Here is a 17,963-nt window from a genome sequence, read left to right as displayed (position 1 = left end):
CATTGGTATGCCGGTTGTAGGAGGTGTAGAAGGTTTAAGGAGAGCCCTGCGATGAAGTGCCGTCTGATTGTCGGTTGTGGTTACGTTGGAATGGAGGTGGCGAATACGTGGCTTGCGAATGGGGATCGTGTGGTGGCTGTCACCCGTTCCGCCACGAGGGGAGCGGAGCTTCGACACTCTGGAATTATCCCGTTGATTTGGAATTGGCTCGAAGACCCCAACGAAGCGTTTCTTCGCGATTGGCGAGAACACGCGATCGCAGAATCGATCGCAACCGTGCTTATCTCCGTCTCGCACGCTCCTAATGCAGGAGTTCCACACGAGGAATCTCACACACTGGGATTGGAACGATTGAGGCGTTTGCTCGCGGGAGGCGAGACTCCAGTGGGGGCTTTATCGAAGGAGCGAGTGCGTTGGATCTACCTCTCGACCACGGGCGTCATGTCTGGGGTGAACGATGGAAGTTGGATCGATGAACAAGCTCCGATGCAGCCCCAACGCCCCGGACCATTGGCCGCTGCGGCAGCGGAGGATTGGATTTCAAGAAACGTACCTGTGGGTGATTTTGTTCTTTTGAGACCCGCTGGGATCTACGGCCCGGGAAGGCTTCCGAATTGGCAAGCGATCCGGGACAAAACTCCCTTGGCTAGCGATCCCGAAAGCTACCTCAATTTGATCCATGTACGAGACCTGGCAGATACTGTTGTCTACTTCGGGGATCACCAACCTCAGCATTCGCTTTACTGTGTCAGCGACGGCAATCCAACACCACGCAGGGATTACTATCAGTTCATCGCCGAACTGGGTGGTTTTCCCGATCCCCGTTTTGCCAGCAGCGATCTGTCGGCGCCGGTGGCTGCAGTGATTCCCTCCGCAGAGCCGAGAGCCAAACCCCCTCGTTCTTCCGACAACAAGCGGATCGACTCGCGTCGATTGCGAAGCGAGCTTCCTTTTCGTTTCCGGTTTGAAGATTATCGAAGTGGTTTACAAGATGGATTGCCCTTCCCAAAGGTTGCGTCGTCCCAAAAGCAACGATCCAAATAAGCAATGCCACCCATCCGCCCCCGCTCTGTTGTATTAGTTTGTCTAAACAAGCTGATCGAGGCGTGCCAAAGCGTCGCTACGACAAGCTGACGCCCTGCATGGTTGTCTGTAAGTTGTTTTCTGGAAATGGGTTACGAAAAAGTGCTTGCTGTGGAGATGCGGGTTGGCTAGCACTCTGCAGAGACATCAAAGGGCAATTTCTGGCCAACTCGGAGAAACAGAGTTTCCCAAAAAGGAACGATTCGGGTATTCTGGAATCATTGTCAGAACATGATCGACAGCCGATCGGAATCTGCGACAGCCCAGTCATCCAAGCGATGTTTGGTGCTCTTTGAAAAGCGAGAGTCGAGCCTACGGCCACGGGCTTTGCTCCTCACCGCCGAAGAAGCAGTCGGTAGGTACTTTTTGGAGGGTTCCACCACATTCTCGCAACTGAGAGTAGCTGGCTTCTGTGTTGGACACAGGAGTTTGGTGTGCCTCAGTGAATTCCAGCACCGAGTCTCAGAACGGAAACTTAGAGGGCTTGCTGGGACGGACCGGGTGTCGCTCCGGTCGGCTGTTTTCTTTTCTTCAGGAAATGGTCTCTAGGTTGTCTTCTCCCACAGTTCACATCCCTGTCATGATGCAGGAGATATTGGAGTGGTCTGGGCTGGAAGTCGAGAGACGCGGCCCAGTTTCCCCGTTTGTATGGATCGATGGCACGCTGGGAGGAGGAGGTCACGCCCTCTCGATGCTTTCCCGAATGCGAGCTGGCGATTTGTTTGTAGGGATCGATCGCGATCCCGTCGCAGTCGAACGTTCGGAGGAACGATTGCGATCCAATCGCGATTGGGCCTGCCGCGCGAAGCTCATCGCGACTTCCTATCGCGATATCCCTCGCTACATCCAGGATGGAGACATTGAGCTGGCTGATGGGATCTTGCTCGATCTGGGATTGTCCAGCGATCAGCTTGCGGATCCTGCACGGGGGTTTTCGTTCAAAGTAGGGGGACCGCTCGATCTACGATTTTCTGAAGAAAGTGGTATACCCGCGTCGCAACTGCTCAAGGTCGCCACGGAAAAGGAAATCGCGGACATCATCTATCAATACGGAGAAGAGCGATTCAGCCGGCGAATTGCGAGAGCTATTGTTGCACGTCGATTGGACGATCCCGTGGAGACGGCGGAGCAGCTTTACGATTTGATTCACCGCGTCATTCCAGGAAAGATTCACGGCAGAATCGACAGTGCCACTCGCACGTTTCAAGCGTTGCGCATCGCTGTCAATCATGAATTGGATCATCTCGAAGAGGCGCTGAAATGGCTCCCAAGCTGTTTGAAGCCGAATGGTCGTTTGCTGATTATTTCCTTTCATTCCCTGGAGGATCGGATGGTCAAGCACGCGTTTCGCGACCATCCGCAGATGGAGGTACTCACGCGGAAACCCGTCCTGCCAAGCGATCGGGAAATCGCGGAAAACCCTCGTGCTCGCAGTGCCAAACTGCGGGTCGCCGCGCGTCGAACTGACGCGTAATCGCTATCGGCAATTCAGCAAATACCGTCTCGCTTCGGTAAAGAACGCTTGGAAATCATCCCGTTGGTAGTCCGGGTACGTCCATGGCATCGCATTCCACTTTTGATCGCGAAACGCCAGCGTCACTTCGGCATACACGCCGTCTTGCAAGTAGATGCGATGCTCCCGATTCTTTGTGGAGGCAAGCACCAATTTCGTCAACGCGAGATAGCCCGGGTCGATGTTGAGCGGCCGGGCCTCCGAGTTCCTGGCGAGGCTCGCGTACTCATCCTCCCATTCGTTGGTCGTTCGTTTATCTGCGGACAAGCATCCGGGGTCGTAGAACGGTTTGCACAATGCGAACTGTTTCCAAAGCCCTTCTCCCATCGTTCGGTGGTAGTACTCCGACTCCCGGAACGCGAATCGTTCGCTGAGAAGTGGGATCTCGCCCCATACATGGCGAACTCGTTCCCAGACCCAATCCAAGGCATCGCCGTAGCGACTGAAGGCACCGATCAGTTGCACACAAGGCGGATAGGATTTGATTTCCCCCATGTCGATGCAATTCCTTTACTTCGAATTATGTCCGCGAAGAACTCGGAACGGTTCCAAGTCGATGTCTGGCTTTTCGCCAAACATGAGTTGTTGCATAAGAATCGCCGTGCCAGTCGACCAATGAAGACCATGCCGGAAGTGCCCGGCAGCAACAAACAGATTCTCTTGCCCCGGTACCAGCCCCATGTAGGGGTAACTATCGAAGGATCCGGGGCGAAGGCCCGCCCAAGTCCGTTCGACTCTCGCGTCTTGAAGATCAGGAAGAACCGAGCAAGCCCACTCCCTTAACTCGGCAATCATGGAATCGGTCGTCGACGTGTCGAACCCCACTTCCTCCTCGCAGGACCCAGCCAGCAGATACCCGTCATCGCGAGGGACCAAGTACCGATGCCCTTCGTTGATAACGAACGGGAACTTCGGTGCATCGAGTTTGTAAAGAACCATTTGTCCTCGAACGGGCATGATCCCCGTGTCGATCCCGAATAGTTCAAGCAGTTGTCGGGACCATGCCCCCGCCGTAATGCAAACGCGATTCGCTCGAATTCTCTCGCCGGTCCGATCCCGACCTGTCAGCGTTGATGCTGGCCCCCCATGTCCTGAATCACGCTCGATAGAAACAATCTCTCGGTCGGTTTCAAGATGAACGCCCAATCGACGATTCGCTTCCACCAATGCGTCGATGTGGAAAGGATTGCGGACTCGGCAGTCGTCCGGCAACCACCAACACTCTTCCTCCGCACTAAGGGGGAGGGCTCTGGCCAACGCAGCAATCCTCTCACCAGATGTTCGCGGTGTTATCCGCTCATAGGCGATACCATGATCCTCCCACCACATTTCACTGGCGAGGAGTGTCGCACGTTCGGCGGGAGTTCTGGCAAGGTAGACTCCACCGCATTCGCGATACTCGTTGTCGATACCTGTAAGCATTCGAAACTCTGCAGCCCATTGTCGATGGAGTCGATGGGAAAGTGCCCGCAGCTGCTCGATCGGGTCAAGCGCTTCGACAGTCGCCCCTGCCGGCAGGATGCCAGCGCCGGCCCACGAAGCCCCGCGTCCAAATCGTCCGCGATCCACGACGATTACCTTCCATCCCTGTTTCGCACACTGGTATGCAATCGAGAGTCCGACCACGCCACCGCCGCATACCAGCAAATCCCATCCCTCTTGATCCATGCGAATCACTCGTGCTTGGGTAACAGTTCGCCGCTCTTGTACCGAGCCCAATACCGATCTAGCTCAGAGCGGATGCGATTGCTTAGCAAGAAGACACCGATCAGGTTGGGGATGGCCATGGAGAGGATCATCATGTCGCTGAACTCGAGAATATTTGTCGGACTGACAACAGAACCGAGAAATGTGAAGGTGAGAAACAGCACTTTGTAAGGAAGGCTGGAGCGATTCCCGAACAAGGCTACGCAGCAACGTTCCCCATAGTAGGACCAAGAAACGCAGGTGGAATACGCAAATAAGAAGACAGCCAAGTACAAAACGTACTTGAACCACTCGAAGCTTGCGTTCTGGGTGAACGCAGCCAATGTGATCATCGATCCTTTGTTGTCCTGTGCGAGTTGCAGGACCTCGGGTTGTCGGTAGACACCGGTGACAATGATTGTCAAGGCGGTGAGGGTGCAGACGACGACGGTGTCGATGAACGGTTCAAGGAGCGCGACCATCCCTTCGCTCACAGGTTCCTTGGTCCTGGCTGCCGCGTGAGCAATGGCTGCCGATCCGGCGCCGGCTTCGTTCGAGAAACAGGCGCGTTTGATGCCGAGTACCATGACGCCTAAGAAACCTCCGTAGAGCCCCTCGGGAGTGAAGGCACCGCGAAAGATCTCGAGGATGGCGAATGGGATCTGGTCGAAATTCATACCGAGAATCGAAAAACAGACCAGCAAGTAGGCCAAGCACATAAATGGAACAACACGTCCAGCAAAATTGCCAATCGACTTGATCCCTCCGATGATCACGGCGCCAACAAGAATCACCATGACAATTCCATAGATCCAGGGATATTGTCCTTGCCTCAGAAAGGAAAAGGTCTCCTCGGATTGCAATGCGTTCAGTGACTGAACGACTTGGTAGGAATTACCTCCGCCCAGCGATCCACCGATGCAGAGAAAGGTAAAAGCAATCGCGAGTAGCGATCCAAGGGGGCCGAGCCCCATGCGAGCTAGACCATCTCGCAAGTAGATCATGGGGCCGCCCAGGACCAATCCTTCCTCATCCGTACGTCGATACATAACGGCTAACGTGCATTCCGAGAACTTGCTCGTCATCCCGAGCAGTCCGCAGACGATCATCCAAAACGTTGCCCCCGGTCCTCCTTGTCCAATCGCAATTGCAACGCCGGCGATATTTCCTAGCCCTACGGTTCCCGACAACGCTGATGCTAGGGCTTGGAAATGGGAAACGTCCCCTTGATCGTCCTTTTCGTCGTAAGTACCACGTATCAACTCGATGGCATGGTAGAAGCCCCGCAAGTTGATAAACGCCATTCGCAGGGTGAGGAACACGCCTCCAAAGAGAAGCCAAATCACCACGAAGGGGACGCTGGTCCCAAGATATTCTTTGGTACGAAAATCATAGAACAAAACCAATTCGAGCGGTTTGACGAGCCAAGTCCCGAACACACTATCGACTTGTTCGACCCAGTCTTTTTCTGCGTCAGGATCTTCACTCGCAGCCTTGGTTGCCGATGATTTGGGGGGCAACGCATCCGGAAGATCCAACGCATGGGATTCCGCAGCGGTTCGTCTCTTTGGCTCTTCTGCGCCGAAGGCTCGATGAGTGCCTAAGCCTGTCATCATCGACGAACCAGTCATCACCAACAAGAGAGCGAACGATAAAGCCTTCATGCTGAAGAGCATTCGTGAACCGGTGGAACACGGCACGACATTGCTGCTTGCCATCTCAGATTCCTTTTCCATCCAAGGGGTTGTTGCATGAGAGGATTAACGGGTAGGTCGTATGCTACACAACACGGGGCAAGTTGCTAGAAGTTCTTGGGGATAAGTAGGTTTCAAAAGTGAGATTTCCCCTTATGATTCCCACATCGCGGACGCGAGAAACTACCCAACTGTTCCATTTTCCATCAGCCGAAAATTCTATCGCTATGGCCAGCACCCATCCTTGGATTGCAAAACGAACTCTTGCATTCGATTCGAGCGGTATCCGCAAAGTCTTTGAATTGGCGGCGAAGCTCAAGAATCCGATCAATCTGTCGATTGGCCAGCCCGATTTCGATGTGCCACAACCGATTCGTTTTTCCGCTATCGAAGCGATCGAGTCGGGGCGCAATGCTTACTCGCCGACTCAGGGGATCCCTCCGCTGGTCGACAAACTGCAGAAGGAGATTCGAACGAAATGGAATCACGAAGATCGCAAAGTTTTTGTCAGTTCCGGTACTTCCGGAGGTTTGGTTCTGTCGATGCTTTCGCTCGTCGATCCTGGGGATGAAGTCATCATCTTCGATCCTTATTTCGTGATGTATGTCCCGTTGGTACAGCTGGTGGGTGGGATCCCCGTTCTGATCGATACCTATCCCGATTTTCGCATCGACCTCGACAAGGTTCGCGATGCGATCACGCCTCGGACGAAGTTGGTCCTTTTTAACTCCCCAGGGAATCCCACCGGAGTGACCGCGAGCGTCGAAGAGATCGAGGGCTTGGCGAAACTGTGCAAGGAAAAGAATATCGCTTTGATCTCGGATGAGATCTATTCCGGGTTTCATTTCGATAGCCCGATGTGCTCCCCGGCACAGTTCAACGAAGACACTATTGTCATCGATGGTTTTTCCAAGAGTCACGCGATGACAGGCTGGCGACTTGGGTATGTGCACGGGCCTTCGGAAGTCATTCAGACGATGTTGAAGATTCAGCAATACTCATTTGTCTGCGCCCCAACACCGTTCCAGTGGGCTGCGCTGGCGGCTTATGATCACGATATGACGCAGTACTACCGCGATTACGCTTCAAAGCGGGATCGAATTGTCGCGGGCCTGAAAGATGATTACGAGTTCACCACGCCTGGTGGAGCTTTTTATATCTTCCCGAAAGCGCCTGGAGGGAGCGGTAGCCGTTTTGTGGAACGCTGTATTGCGAACGAATTGCTGGTTATCCCTGGAAACATCTTCTCGCAGCGGGACACCCACTTCCGGATTTCATTTGCCGCTAGCAATGAGACGTTGGACCGCGGTATCCAAGTCCTCCGCGAACTGGCTAGAGAGTAACTGGCTGGTCTCGCGATGGGAAGATTTTCGCATTCCTCTCGATGCGGGCTAGAGACGCGCCAAATAGATCGCCATGGCGATACCCACCACACATAGCAATCCCGCAATGAATATCGCGAATTGCGAACCGAATGCCCGGCGGAACTCATTGCGATCGATCGCCTCAATGTAGCGATGGTGTCGTACTACCGAAACAGAAATCACAATGGTCCCCACAACGACCAGCGAAATGCCCAACGGTAACGACACACCCAATCGAGTGGGCTCCTCCTGCAAACGTTGGCTGGCCAACTCGCGAAGAAAGAAACCAAACCTTGCAATGACAAAGCCAAAGCCCATCATTGCGACTCCTGTTCGTATCCATGCAAGAAAGGTTCTCTCCGCAGCCATGTAAATGCGAGGGTCTTGTTCGGTATTACCGGTCGCCATCGTGCTTTCCTACTCTGCGTGGCCCGCTCTCAGGAATCTGGATCATCGACTCAACGTTTTTGTAGATTCTTTGTTAAACGGTTTTGGTTGGGATTTCGACTTCGCAAATGGTCCCGCCCTCGATACGGCTGATGAACTTCATCGTCCCGCCGACACCTTGGATGACATTCCGTGTCAAAAAAACTCCCAGCCCCATTCCTTGCCCTACTTCTTTTGTGGTGAAGAAAGGTTCGCCGATGCGGCGTGAAACTTCCTCGCTGAGCCCCGTTCCGCTATCGGTGATCGTCAGCTTCCAATTTATCAACCCAGGTGCATTACTTTGTTCGCGAACGGTCAGTGTCACGATCGCTTCGGGAGGTGAGGCATCAAGACCGTTTTGGATCAGGTTCCGCAGGGCTTGTGAGAGAGCTTGCTTGGGTAACAACCCCTTCTTTCCTTCAATCTCTGTTGGCAAATCGACGACGACGCGGTGCGGTTCTCGCATAGCTTGGATGGTTTCTTCCACAAGCTCAGCGAGGGAGATGGGGTGCAAATGTTCCGCTGCCGCTTCACCTGCCCCGCTTTTCATGCGATGTAGAATGTCGCGGCATCGGTTCAGCTCCTCGCGAATCAAATCGACATCGCGGCGAATGCCCGATGAAACCTCGTATTTCTCGAGATTACGCGAAAGCTCCTTCGATACCACTGCGATAGTGGATAGCGGGCTAGCAAGCTCATGTCCTGCCCCTGCAGCCAGCGTCGCCATGGCTTCCAATCTTCGCGATCTCTCTTTTTCTTGCTCTGCAATGGCAAGTTGTTTTTCACGCTCGCGAAGCTGGCCCGCGAGCATGGTGACGAAAAAGGTGATCACGCAGGAGCTCGTTGCAAATGCGACAAGAAACGCAAACTTGGAAACGCCCCAGGGTGCGTTGGGATCGAGCGGAGAATTGGCGATGACGTCGATCGATCTTGCTTCATTCAGAAGCCAACTAACCCCTCCTACCGAAAGGAATGCAACCAGCCAAGCCAGCTGGCGGGGAAGGATCATGCCTGCGATTGCTATGTTGGCAAAGTAGAAGATGAGGAAGGGGTTGGACCCACCCCCCGTGAAGTAGAGTAGCCCTGTAAGCGTGACAACATCCATGCAAAGGATCGCTGTGAGAACGCGATTGCCAATAGTGTCGTCGCTGGCAGAATCAGCGACCAGAGAAGCTCTTGGTTCGTAGCCGGCCTTAGAAAGGGTCAGAGCGGACGAACTTCGTAGTCGCCTGGCCCAAACCCATAAACCTATATTGGTAGCTGCCGTCCAAGCTACCAAGGCGAGCAAAGGTAAGAGCGGCAGCGGTATCAGGACCAGCAAAACGACGGAGCCAATCACCAGAAGCTGGCCAGCAACCGCCACCCAACGCAATTGGGTCAACCAAATCGCGGTGGAAATGTGGGGTTCTGCGAGAGAGTACCGTACCCCTACACTCATATTTAGCCACCCTCGCATAAAAAACGAAGGGCATCGTGATTCGCTCCCGCCATAATCCGGCCTGAACGCTCGATGCCCCGTTCGCTATTGCAGACCAACCTTCCTGTTAGAAAAGAAGGTGGCTCTCTAGTGACCCAATGACTAGCCGCGGCGTTCTTCCAAACGAACCGACTTGCCAGTGCGTCCACGCAAGAAGTAAAGCTTGGCCCGGCGAATAACCGACCGACGCTTGACCTCGATCTTGTCGATGCGTGGCGAATGGACAGGAAACTTTCGTTCGACACCTTCACCAGCCACAATGCGGCGAACGACGAACATTTCGCGGGTTCCCGATCCACTCTTAGCAATCACGGTTCCACTGAAAATCTGGATCCGCTCTTTGTTGCCTTCCTGAATCTTCGTGTGGACATCGACCGTGTCCCCAATCCCGAACGTATCCACTTTATCCTTCAGGGAAGACTGTTCAACCAATTGGAGCAATCGTTGGCTCATGATTCCAAAAACACCAAAATGAGGCAAACTTCTAGTCAATTCAAGGGGAATATGTTGACAAGGCGATCGAACTTTGGGAAGGCCAAACTACAGCTTTTCCAGGTTTTTGGGGCTAGGAGAGTGAAAATATGAGAGATTCGAATGCCAATCGCGCCCGGTAATCGTTGCTGTGGCTCCCTTTGAGTTTGAGCTCCAAGTCGACCAGGGCTTGAAGCAAATTCTTTGCTCGCTCACGGCCGATCCGACGCAATCGGGCCTCTGATTTGGCCAAATCGAATCGATTGAAGCCCGCCTTTTCGAGTGCCCCACCCAAAGAAATCTTTTCCCCCCGTTTTTCGCATTGCTCAATCCATTGAGCCGCAACGCCGTAACGCCGGAGGGACCAAGAGATCTGGGCGGCGAGCCCAACGGTTGTTTGCCCGGCGTGGAGGAGTTTTTCTAACTGCTCCAAGGCGACAGAGGTCTTTCCGTCGGCGATCGCATCGGCGACCTCCCAAGCTGTCTGGGTACGCCAACCGCCAACCAACTCAGCTACCCGCTCATTCGAAACGCTCCCCTTCCCGTCCTTGAATAACGCGAGCTTCGCAAGCTCGCAGTCGATCAGTCCGCAAACGGATCCAATGCGTTCGACCACCAAGGCTGCTTGATTGGCGGTGAGTTCAAGCCCATGCCGGCCTCTTCCCCAGGAAAGAATCCACTGCTGCAAAGCCTTGTCGTCGGGAGGATTTCCCCAAGATGCTTTTTGCGGAGGAGTGCATTTGATCAACTTTCCTTTTTTCGCAATCGCCGTGTAAAGCTTGGTGTTCGCAGGAAAAGTCTGGATTTCAAGGATCAGCGTGCTGTCGCTGGCATGGGTGTCAGCCCATTTTTCAAGGGACTCGCGATACTTGCTGATGAATTTGTCCCCATTGTGCACCACCGCGATGCGGATCCCCAAGTCGTCAAAAAGAGAACGTGTCGACAACTGATCGTGTACATCGCGCCATGCTGCCTCGTCCCCTTCAAAACTCCGGACGGACTCCGCCTCAATCCCGCTCCCCGCTACCCAGTGCCGGATCGATTCGCGTCGCAAGAAATCGTCGCTGCCGAAGCATGCGATAAGTGGGGGGAGTGGTTTCGATACGGTGCTGTCAAAGAATTCAAAGGCCTGCTGTGCCGTTCCCTTGTCTGCCAACTTGCTTCTTCCCTCGAGATAAGGAAAACCAAAAATTCGAACCCTCGGAGACACGCTTCGCCTGAGTATAGCGAACTCGGCAAAGGACGCGATCGGTTCACAGCATGCCTAGGAAAATGCCCTGGAAGATGCTTGGCAAAAAGATATGCCTCACCTAACTCGATCGATCAGGCCGTTCCCGTTGCGATAAGAATCCGACCCGATTGCGGGCAAAAGAATGCGTGAGGCGAGTCCATATGATTGGGACTCGCCTCGAATCGCAGGAGCAAAACCGGCGCTTACTTGGCCAAGGCCTTTTCGATCAACGCGACCAAGTCATTATTCTCGGGGGTCACGGCAGAGCTAAAGCGACCCACCACTTTGCCATCCCGATCGACAACAAACTTCTCGAAGTTCCACTTCACTTTGCCAGCTGGAAGCGGAGCCGTTTGTTGGGACGTAAGATATTTGTAGAGATCGCAAGCCTTGTCACCGTTCACGTCTACTTTTTCCAACATGTCAAACGTGACTTGGTACTTGCTGGTGCAGAACTCGCGAATTTCTTTGCTGCTGCCAGCTTCTTGCCCGCCGAATTGATTGCAGGGGACTCCTACGACGACCAGTCCCTTCGACTCGAATTTCTCGAACAACTTTTGAAGGCCTTCGTATTGTTTCGTGTAACCGCACTTGCTAGCGACGTTCACGAAAAGAACAACCTTCCCCTTGTACTTCACCAAATCGACAGGCTTCCCCTCGAGATCTTTCATTTGAAATGCCAAGGAGGGGGGAACGTCCGTCTTCTTTTCGTCGGCCATAACAGGAGCATTCATGCAAGGAGTGCAAACGTAACCGGACATCATGGCCATCGCCACAATGCCTGCAAACAAAGATCTGTAATTCGACATGGAAACCTCGGAATGGGGAGGACAAATGGGGGGTGGTGAAGGGACGGAAAGCGGAAAGGAAGCTCGCAACCAATCGCGGTGATCTGGCGTTAGCACAAGCGAACTGGAATCCGATTTCTGCTCAACGATGAAGCATTGTACGCGAACGAGTCAAGTCGGATCAGTCTAATGACCGGAATGGCTGGCGAAGTGACTCCTTTTCTTGGCAACAAACGCCAAGTGGTGTTCCAAATGGTGGGTATAGTTTTCCAGCATCTCGGCCAGGGTTACCTTTCCTCCCTCTGTGTGTATCCCAAATCGCTCGAAGGCGCCATCCGGCAAATGCCTCAATAGGATCGCCGTCATGGAGCGGTTTCGATGGAACAGTTCGATGGCGTCCTGGGCCGACAGAAGCTCGCTACCTGGAAGGTTAGCGAAGGCGGTTTCGTCAAAACCGACCAAAAGTGGAATTGGCATGCTGGCAATCCGTTTCATGCGGTCGCTTCCGATGAGATCGGCATCGAGCAAATGAACGGCAATTTTTTGTAAAGTCCAAGAGCCATCAGGAGGAACCGCTTGCAACTGCTCGGAAGTGAGCCCCTCGTATGCCCTCCTCAGTTTTTCGCCACCTTTTTCGTAAACGTCGATACGTTTGCGATCGAACATGCTTGTTCACCTTTCATTCCTGGAGTCCACGAACCTGTTGAGAGTATCATAGCGAAATCCGCAACTCCATTTTTTACCCTTCGAAAGAATCGCTTCATCACCATGGATTTGGACATCTTGGAAACGCGCGGAGGACGCAGTAATTTTCTGGTCGCAATCGTGTTGATCCTTGGAACGATTCCTTTTGACACAATAACGGCTCAGGAAACGCGACTTACAGAACAAGTCGCTGCACCGTCTGACAGTCCGCAGGCAACCGCAGATCATTGGCTCCTGCACCCAAGTGCTCAGCTGCCCCGCACCTCGCTCGAACGAGCGATGTTGCCGGTCGTCGATTGCCATACCCACTTCTGGGTCAAAGGGCGACACGATGGGGAACTTCTTAGACGCTACGTCGCCATGATGGATCGCAATAACATTGCGATTTCGGTTTCTCTCGACGGAACGCTTGGACCCCAGCTTGAACGCCATGTGAAATTCCTTCACGATACTTTCGAGAATCGCTTTGTGATCTTCGCCAATATCGATTTCCGAGGTGCTGCGGAAGAAAAGGACTTTTCAAAGTGGGAATGCAATCAACCCCATTTCATCCGCAATGTCGTCGAACAACTTCGGGAAGCGAAACGCAAGAACTGGATCAGCGGTCTCAAGTTCTTTAAGGATTTCGGGCTTGGCTACCGCGACGCAAACGGGGAGCTGCTTCGCGTCGACGACTCGCGATGGGATCCGATTTGGGAGGTGTGCGGAGAGATCGGTATCCCTGTCTTGATGCACACGGCCGATCCGAGCGCCTTTTTCCGTCCCCTCTCGGAAATCAACGAAAGAAAACGAGAGCTCGACCTGCACCCTGATTGGTCGTTTCATGCGGAGGGATACCCGTCTCGCGATTCCCTCCTTCAGGCCAGAAATCGAGTGATCGAGCGCCATCCAAACACCTCTTTCATCGCTGCGCACTTTGGAAACGATGCGGAGGACTTGGCTCAATTGTCTGGGTGGCTTGAGAAGTACCCAAACCTGTTTGTGGAGTTTGCTTCACGCATCAATGAACTGGGTAGGCAGCCCTATTCGGCTCGCGATTTCTTTCTTCGATATCAAGACCGAATCCTATTTGGCACGGATGGACCATGGCCAGAAAAGCGATTGCATGCCTATTGGCGTTTCCTTGAAACGAAAGACGAATACTTCGCTTACTCCGACAAAGTGCCGCCTCCGCAAGGGGATTGGAATATCTACGGGATCTTTCTCGAAGAAAACGTTCTTCGCAAAATCTACTACGAGAACGCGGCGCGGCTGATCCCCGGAATTCAAGAGAAACTCGCAAAGCAACCCAACCTCCAATGGTCGCCTCCCAAAGGAAATTGACGGTTTGGTTGAACTATTCGCCAAACCAAACAGTTGCCAAGTCGCTACCATCGGATTAGTTTAGCCAAGTCCGCTTCGTGTCGTGCATTGCTTATCGCACCCCGCTCTTCGGAGTTGTGAATAGATGACAAGCTCGATGCTCCTCTCCGCGGAACACCACGTGTCAATTGGCTTGTTGGCAGGGGGCGGCCGTTTCGCTGCTTTTTGCCTGTTCGTTTCTACTCAGACAAACGGTCTGCATTATGCGAGCCTCCACCAGGAGATCGTTTCACGTGACGGGGTGGTTTTGCCTCCTTTTTCTCGTGACAACCCTATCCACAAATCGTTGCGCTTCGTTCGTCCAACGACAGTTGCTCGCCGAGGAGCCCACCGAAATCAAGATCGCAGTGGTGAACGCGACAATCCTCACCATGACCGATCAGGGGACAGTGCTCCATGGCACGCTGCTGGTTCGCGGATCAAAAATTGATGCGATCGGAGGTCCCGATCTGCCCGTGCCCGAAGGTTACCAACGGATCGACGCGGCAGGAGGCTACCTTACGCCGGGCTTGATCGACTCGCGAAGCAGTCTGTGGTTAGATGCCTCGGATCGAGAAGCATCGGCGAGCGATGGCTCGCTTTCGATTCGAGATGCCATCGATCCTTTCGACGAGAATTGGCCCGAAGTCCTCTCGGCCGGAGTGACGGCTGTTTATCTCCAACCTTCTTCGCGAGGCTCGATCGGCGGACGAGGTATTCTCCTCTCGACGTGGCCAGACGACTCTTCAGGACCGAAGATTCTCTCGGATACAGCAGGCCTGCAAATGTCGATGGGCTCCTCCCGCTCCAATCGAGAAAGGTTCCAACGATACAACGCCATCAAGGGCTGGTTGCAAGGTTTGGTTGACTACAAAAAGAAATGGGACGACTACGAATCCAGCTTGAAAAAGGCGGAGTCGGAGAGTTCGGCAAAAGAAACAAAAGAGCCTGCCAAGGAACCGAGCGATCCCGCGAAGCCATCGGAAAAAACTGCCGAAAAGCCACCTGCAAAGCCAGAAAAAGATTCGACGAAAGAACAAATGTTGCCTCTTCTCGCAGGCAAAATGCCGGTAAGGCTCGAGGTTCACGGCATCAATGATTTGCGATATGCCGAGGAATTGATGAAGGGGTTTCCCAATGTGCAGTGGGTCCTCGAATCGCTCGATGAACTCGGACCTTCGACGAACGATTTGACCAAGACTTCGACGCCGATCGTCCTCCAACCCATCGCGGACGCTTGGTTTTCAGGAAAATCCTCAGCGTTGCAATCGACTTCGAACTATCCAGCACTGCTGCAGACACATCCAGGTGCTGTTGCCATCGGATCCTTCACCGGTGCAACACGCGGTTCAAAATCGTTGCGAGCGGTCGCGGCGTCTGCTGTTGCTGCCGGAATGCCTCCTGACCGCGCGTTGCATGCGATCACATCGGTACCGGCAAAGCTAATGCAAATCGAGCAGAGGCTTGGGACCCTCGCTTCTGGAAAGGATGCGACATTTGTCCTCTTCCACGGTCATCCCCTGGATCTAACTGCACCGGTTCGACGCGTCTTCACCGAAGGTATCGATCGCACCAAGGAATTGGAGCTCGCTCTCTCCCAACCTGCCCGACCCGTACCGGGCGAAACCACTGCGAAAGCGCAAAATGTAGCCGCCGTCGGAATGAAGTCACTTCCCGATCGCTTGCCAGAATCCTACGAAGTAGAGTCCACGCAAGTCTGGATCGACGGGCGATTCGTCCATGCCGTGGTGCACGTGCAGCAAGGGAAAATTGCTTCGGTGCAAAAGGTTGTCACCGATGGAAGCACCGCAAGCAGCGAGGCCTCGAGTAAAACAATCGCAAGCAATGCGGTCGCGCGTTTCCATTTGGAGGATCTTCCGATCACTCCAGGATTGATCTCCCCCTTTGCGACACTCGGGGTGGCGAACAATGCGATTGCGGGAGTGGAGTCCAATTCGCTCCCAATTCAAACTAGAGACGCGATCGACGGAGCGAATCAAGCGATGGAGCGATGGGGGGGGAGTGGTTTTTACCATGTTGCTCTGACCGCACCTCCTTCGAACACGATCGCGGGACAAATCGATCTGATCTCGACGGTTGCTCCTGAGGTTTCGCCCTCCGGCCCTGTTGCTATCGAGTTCGTCCTGAGTGAGTCGGCCCGTAATCCTGGCCGATTTCCATCCAGTTTGGCGGGCCAAATCCAGATGCTCCAAGAACTATTCGGAACCGGGTCTTCGGGAACCCGACTTTTTCTTCCAGAGGTGGTGTCGACTTGGTGGAGGGAAACTAGCCGGAGCAAGGTTGCGAAACTGCGCGATCGATCTTTGGTTTCCCTCTTCGTGGTTCGCGACGGCGCCGAGTTGGACGCTTGCATCCGCCTGACGAAACAATGGGAACTTCGATCGGCCGTTTACGGAATCAAGTCGATTCGTGACCAAATAGGGGCGCTTGCCGATTCGAAAGCGACTCTCATTCTCACCCCGGAATCAGAGGAGGACTACCGGTGGTATGGACGCGACATGGTCGATTGTTTCAACCACGGGGTCCCGTTCCTCTTTGCTGGCGAGACTGGGCGAGACACGTTACGAGCTGCAGCCGAATGCGTGCGTGCGGGGGTTCCTGAGGAAGTTGTATTGAAGCAGCTGATCGATGCCCCTGCGGCGTTGTTCCAAACCGATCGTCCACAGCTTCGAGTTGGGGATGATGCGGATTTCGTCGTCTGGACAGGCGGGTTGTTGACGGGGCACGCGCCTCGGCCTCGTTGCATTGTTCGCGGCGCGTTGTACCCCGCCGAGAAGGCGGATTCTTTGCCCGCTTGGAGCGAAGGAGTCCAGCGATGATTCGAAGCAATTTAACTGCGGATTCTGTTTTTCCATCCACCGTCTCCACTCGAGGGCTCGATATGTTATTGAAGGGTCCCCTGATCAAGGTCGCAATGATAGTGGGGGTGCTTGTCGCGAATCCGTTCATGGTAGCGGTCGCGCATACGTATGCTCCCTTGGACGGTGACGATGCGGTCTTGATCCAAGCAGAGCATGTGATCACGGGCGAAGGTGAATTGCTGGAGCCCGGCGCGATCTTGGTCCGGAATGGCAAAATCGAAGGGATCGGCAAAGAAGTCATTGCGGAGGGAGCCAAGGTCGTTCAGGCCAAATGGGTAATGCCCGGGTTGGTAAATGCCGCCTCCGATCTTGGGCTAGCGGGTGGTACATCGGAAGTCTCTGCCGAGGTAACACCAGACTTCGACACTTCCTCCACGATGGACTGGAGCTCTAGGGCATTTTCACGTGCTGTCGATGAAGGGATCACTACATCGCATGTGGTCCCTGGAACCCAGTCGGTTTTCGCAGGTGTTAGCTGTCTCGTAAAGACGGCGGGCAACCCCTCCGACTCGAACGTCCCCTATCTCATGAAAAAAGAATCCGGGCTGACCATTGCCCTGTGTACCGATCCGACAGGACGCAATCAATCTCGCGGGCGACCTGACACCGTCTTTATGCGGCAACCCACCAATCGAATGGGTGTGGTTTGGATTCTTCGTAGTTTGTTCCAAAAGGCGTTGGAGGCGAAGACCACAGACGAACTGGATGAAAAGAAAATGGCGATCCTTCGCAAAGCGCTTGATCAGTCATTGCCGCTCTATTCTGTGAGCCGCACCGAAGTCGACATCCAAAGCTGTTTCACGCTGCAAAACGAGTTCGGAGTTCAGCCGATCATCATCGGTGGAGATGAAGCGTACCGACTGATCGACACGATCACGGAGAGGAAGCCAAAGATTATCTTCACCGGGCTAACTACATCCTCACGTGTTAGTGGTTTACGCGGCGAGGAGGGGACAGCTCGTAGATGGAATGTACTCGGGCAACTCGATGCCGCAGGCGCCACCTATTGCTTGGCCGGCGACCAACTGCTGGAGCAAGCGAGATTTGCTCATCGATTTGGACTGAGCCGCGACGCGGCGCTGCGAAGCATCACGTTGAACCCTGCGTCCATTTTGAAGATCGACTCGGACGTCGGGTCACTTCGGCAAGGCAAATCGGCTGATTTGCTCGCTCTCGATGCGGATCCGCTCGAGTTCCGAGCTGCCGTTCAATGGGTGATGGTCGAAGGCAAAGTGCTGTCTCAGCCCTAATTAAGTCCAAAATCAAGACATTCAATAACAAACGAGTGCACCGGAATAAATT

The 17,963-nt window shown here is 53.9% G+C and carries 15 protein-coding genes; 6 read left to right on the top strand and 9 right to left on the bottom strand.

All coding sequences use genetic code 11. The annotated features are described in order from the left end of the window. The first annotated feature begins 51 nt into the window (after window positions 1-51). Complete coding sequence (locus SH467x_RS21095) at window positions 52-1,044, top strand: NAD-dependent epimerase/dehydratase family protein (RefSeq protein WP_482369068.1); 993 nt, start codon at window positions 52-54, stop codon at window positions 1,042-1,044. A 589-nt stretch (window positions 1,045-1,633) separates the two neighbouring features. Further along, window positions 1,634-2,557 (top strand): 16S rRNA (cytosine(1402)-N(4))-methyltransferase RsmH, encoded by a 924-nt coding sequence (rsmH, locus tag SH467x_RS21090; RefSeq protein WP_482369067.1) that lies wholly within the window; start codon window positions 1,634-1,636, stop codon window positions 2,555-2,557. Between the two features lie 3 nt (window positions 2,558-2,560). Here rsmH and SH467x_RS21085 read toward each other — a convergent pair whose 3' ends face one another. Genes SH467x_RS21085 through SH467x_RS21075 form a run of 3 tightly spaced genes read right to left on the bottom strand, consistent with a single transcriptional unit; the run spans window position 2,561 to window position 6,000 of the window. Next, window positions 2,561-3,091 (bottom strand): DUF4416 family protein, encoded by a 531-nt coding sequence (locus tag SH467x_RS21085; protein ID WP_482369066.1) that lies wholly within the window; start codon window positions 3,089-3,091, stop codon window positions 2,561-2,563. 15 nt (window positions 3,092-3,106) lie between these two features. Further along, on the bottom strand, window positions 3,107-4,264 hold the full coding sequence (locus SH467x_RS21080) for an NAD(P)/FAD-dependent oxidoreductase (protein ID WP_482369065.1): 1,158 nt from the start codon (window positions 4,262-4,264) through the stop codon (window positions 3,107-3,109). Between the two features lie 5 nt (window positions 4,265-4,269). Continuing rightward, window positions 4,270-6,000: an alanine/glycine:cation symporter family protein gene (locus SH467x_RS21075; RefSeq protein WP_482369064.1), complete on the bottom strand. Its 1,731-nt coding sequence runs from the start codon at window positions 5,998-6,000 to the stop codon at window positions 4,270-4,272. A gap of 203 nt (window positions 6,001-6,203) precedes the next feature. On the opposite strand from SH467x_RS21075, the gene SH467x_RS21070 reads away from it, so the two are divergent. Then, a complete protein-coding gene (locus SH467x_RS21070) occupies window positions 6,204-7,319 on the top strand; it encodes a pyridoxal phosphate-dependent aminotransferase (RefSeq protein WP_482369063.1) in 1,116 nt (371 codons plus the stop codon). Window positions 7,320-7,367: 48 nt separating this feature from the next. On the opposite strand, the gene SH467x_RS21065 is transcribed toward SH467x_RS21070, so the two are convergent. The 6 genes from SH467x_RS21065 to SH467x_RS21040 all read right to left on the bottom strand — a co-directional run bounded on the left by SH467x_RS21065 (window position 7,368) and on the right by SH467x_RS21040 (window position 12,399). Beyond that, complete coding sequence (locus SH467x_RS21065) at window positions 7,368-7,748, bottom strand: YidH family protein (RefSeq protein WP_482369062.1); 381 nt, start codon at window positions 7,746-7,748, stop codon at window positions 7,368-7,370. Window positions 7,749-7,821: 73 nt separating this feature from the next. Beyond that, complete coding sequence (locus SH467x_RS21060) at window positions 7,822-9,204, bottom strand: ATP-binding protein (protein ID WP_482369061.1); 1,383 nt, start codon at window positions 9,202-9,204, stop codon at window positions 7,822-7,824. A gap of 141 nt (window positions 9,205-9,345) precedes the next feature. Then, the gene (rplS, locus tag SH467x_RS21055; protein WP_482369060.1) at window positions 9,346-9,696 is read right to left on the bottom strand and encodes a 50S ribosomal protein L19; all 351 of its coding nucleotides are present in this window, start codon (window positions 9,694-9,696) and stop codon (window positions 9,346-9,348) included. Between the two features lie 112 nt (window positions 9,697-9,808). Then, window positions 9,809-10,870: a DNA polymerase III subunit delta gene (gene holA / locus SH467x_RS21050; protein ID WP_482369059.1), complete on the bottom strand. Its 1,062-nt coding sequence runs from the start codon at window positions 10,868-10,870 to the stop codon at window positions 9,809-9,811. 278 nt (window positions 10,871-11,148) lie between these two features. Beyond that, window positions 11,149-11,754, bottom strand: a complete 606-nt coding sequence (locus SH467x_RS21045; RefSeq protein ID WP_482369058.1) for a glutathione peroxidase — start codon at window positions 11,752-11,754, stop codon at window positions 11,149-11,151. Between the two features lie 165 nt (window positions 11,755-11,919). Next, the gene (locus SH467x_RS21040) at window positions 11,920-12,399 is read right to left on the bottom strand and encodes a DinB family protein (protein ID WP_482369057.1); all 480 of its coding nucleotides are present in this window, start codon (window positions 12,397-12,399) and stop codon (window positions 11,920-11,922) included. 102 nt (window positions 12,400-12,501) lie between these two features. Here SH467x_RS21040 and SH467x_RS21035 point away from each other — a divergent pair, with 102 nt between their 5' ends. The 3 genes from SH467x_RS21035 to SH467x_RS21025 all read left to right on the top strand — a co-directional run bounded on the left by SH467x_RS21035 (window position 12,502) and on the right by SH467x_RS21025 (window position 17,911). Next, entirely contained in the window at window positions 12,502-13,761 is a 1,260-nt protein-coding gene (locus SH467x_RS21035; RefSeq protein WP_482369056.1) for an amidohydrolase family protein, read from the top strand. Window positions 13,762-14,063: 302 nt separating this feature from the next. Then, window positions 14,064-16,619, top strand: a complete 2,556-nt coding sequence (locus tag SH467x_RS21030) for an amidohydrolase family protein (protein WP_482369055.1) — start codon at window positions 14,064-14,066, stop codon at window positions 16,617-16,619. Further along, complete coding sequence (locus tag SH467x_RS21025; RefSeq protein WP_482369054.1) at window positions 16,616-17,911, top strand: amidohydrolase family protein; 1,296 nt, start codon at window positions 16,616-16,618, stop codon at window positions 17,909-17,911. The genes SH467x_RS21030 and SH467x_RS21025 overlap by 4 nt, the downstream gene beginning before the upstream one ends. The last annotated feature ends 52 nt before the right edge of the window (window positions 17,912-17,963 follow it).

This window comes from Brakhagea slesvicensis (assembly GCF_052161625.1).
Lineage (GTDB): Bacteria > Planctomycetota > Planctomycetia > Pirellulales > Pirellulaceae > JBKCUI01.
The sequence above is the reverse complement of the archived record's forward strand: the minus strand, read 5'-3'. Positions and strand labels throughout refer to the sequence as shown.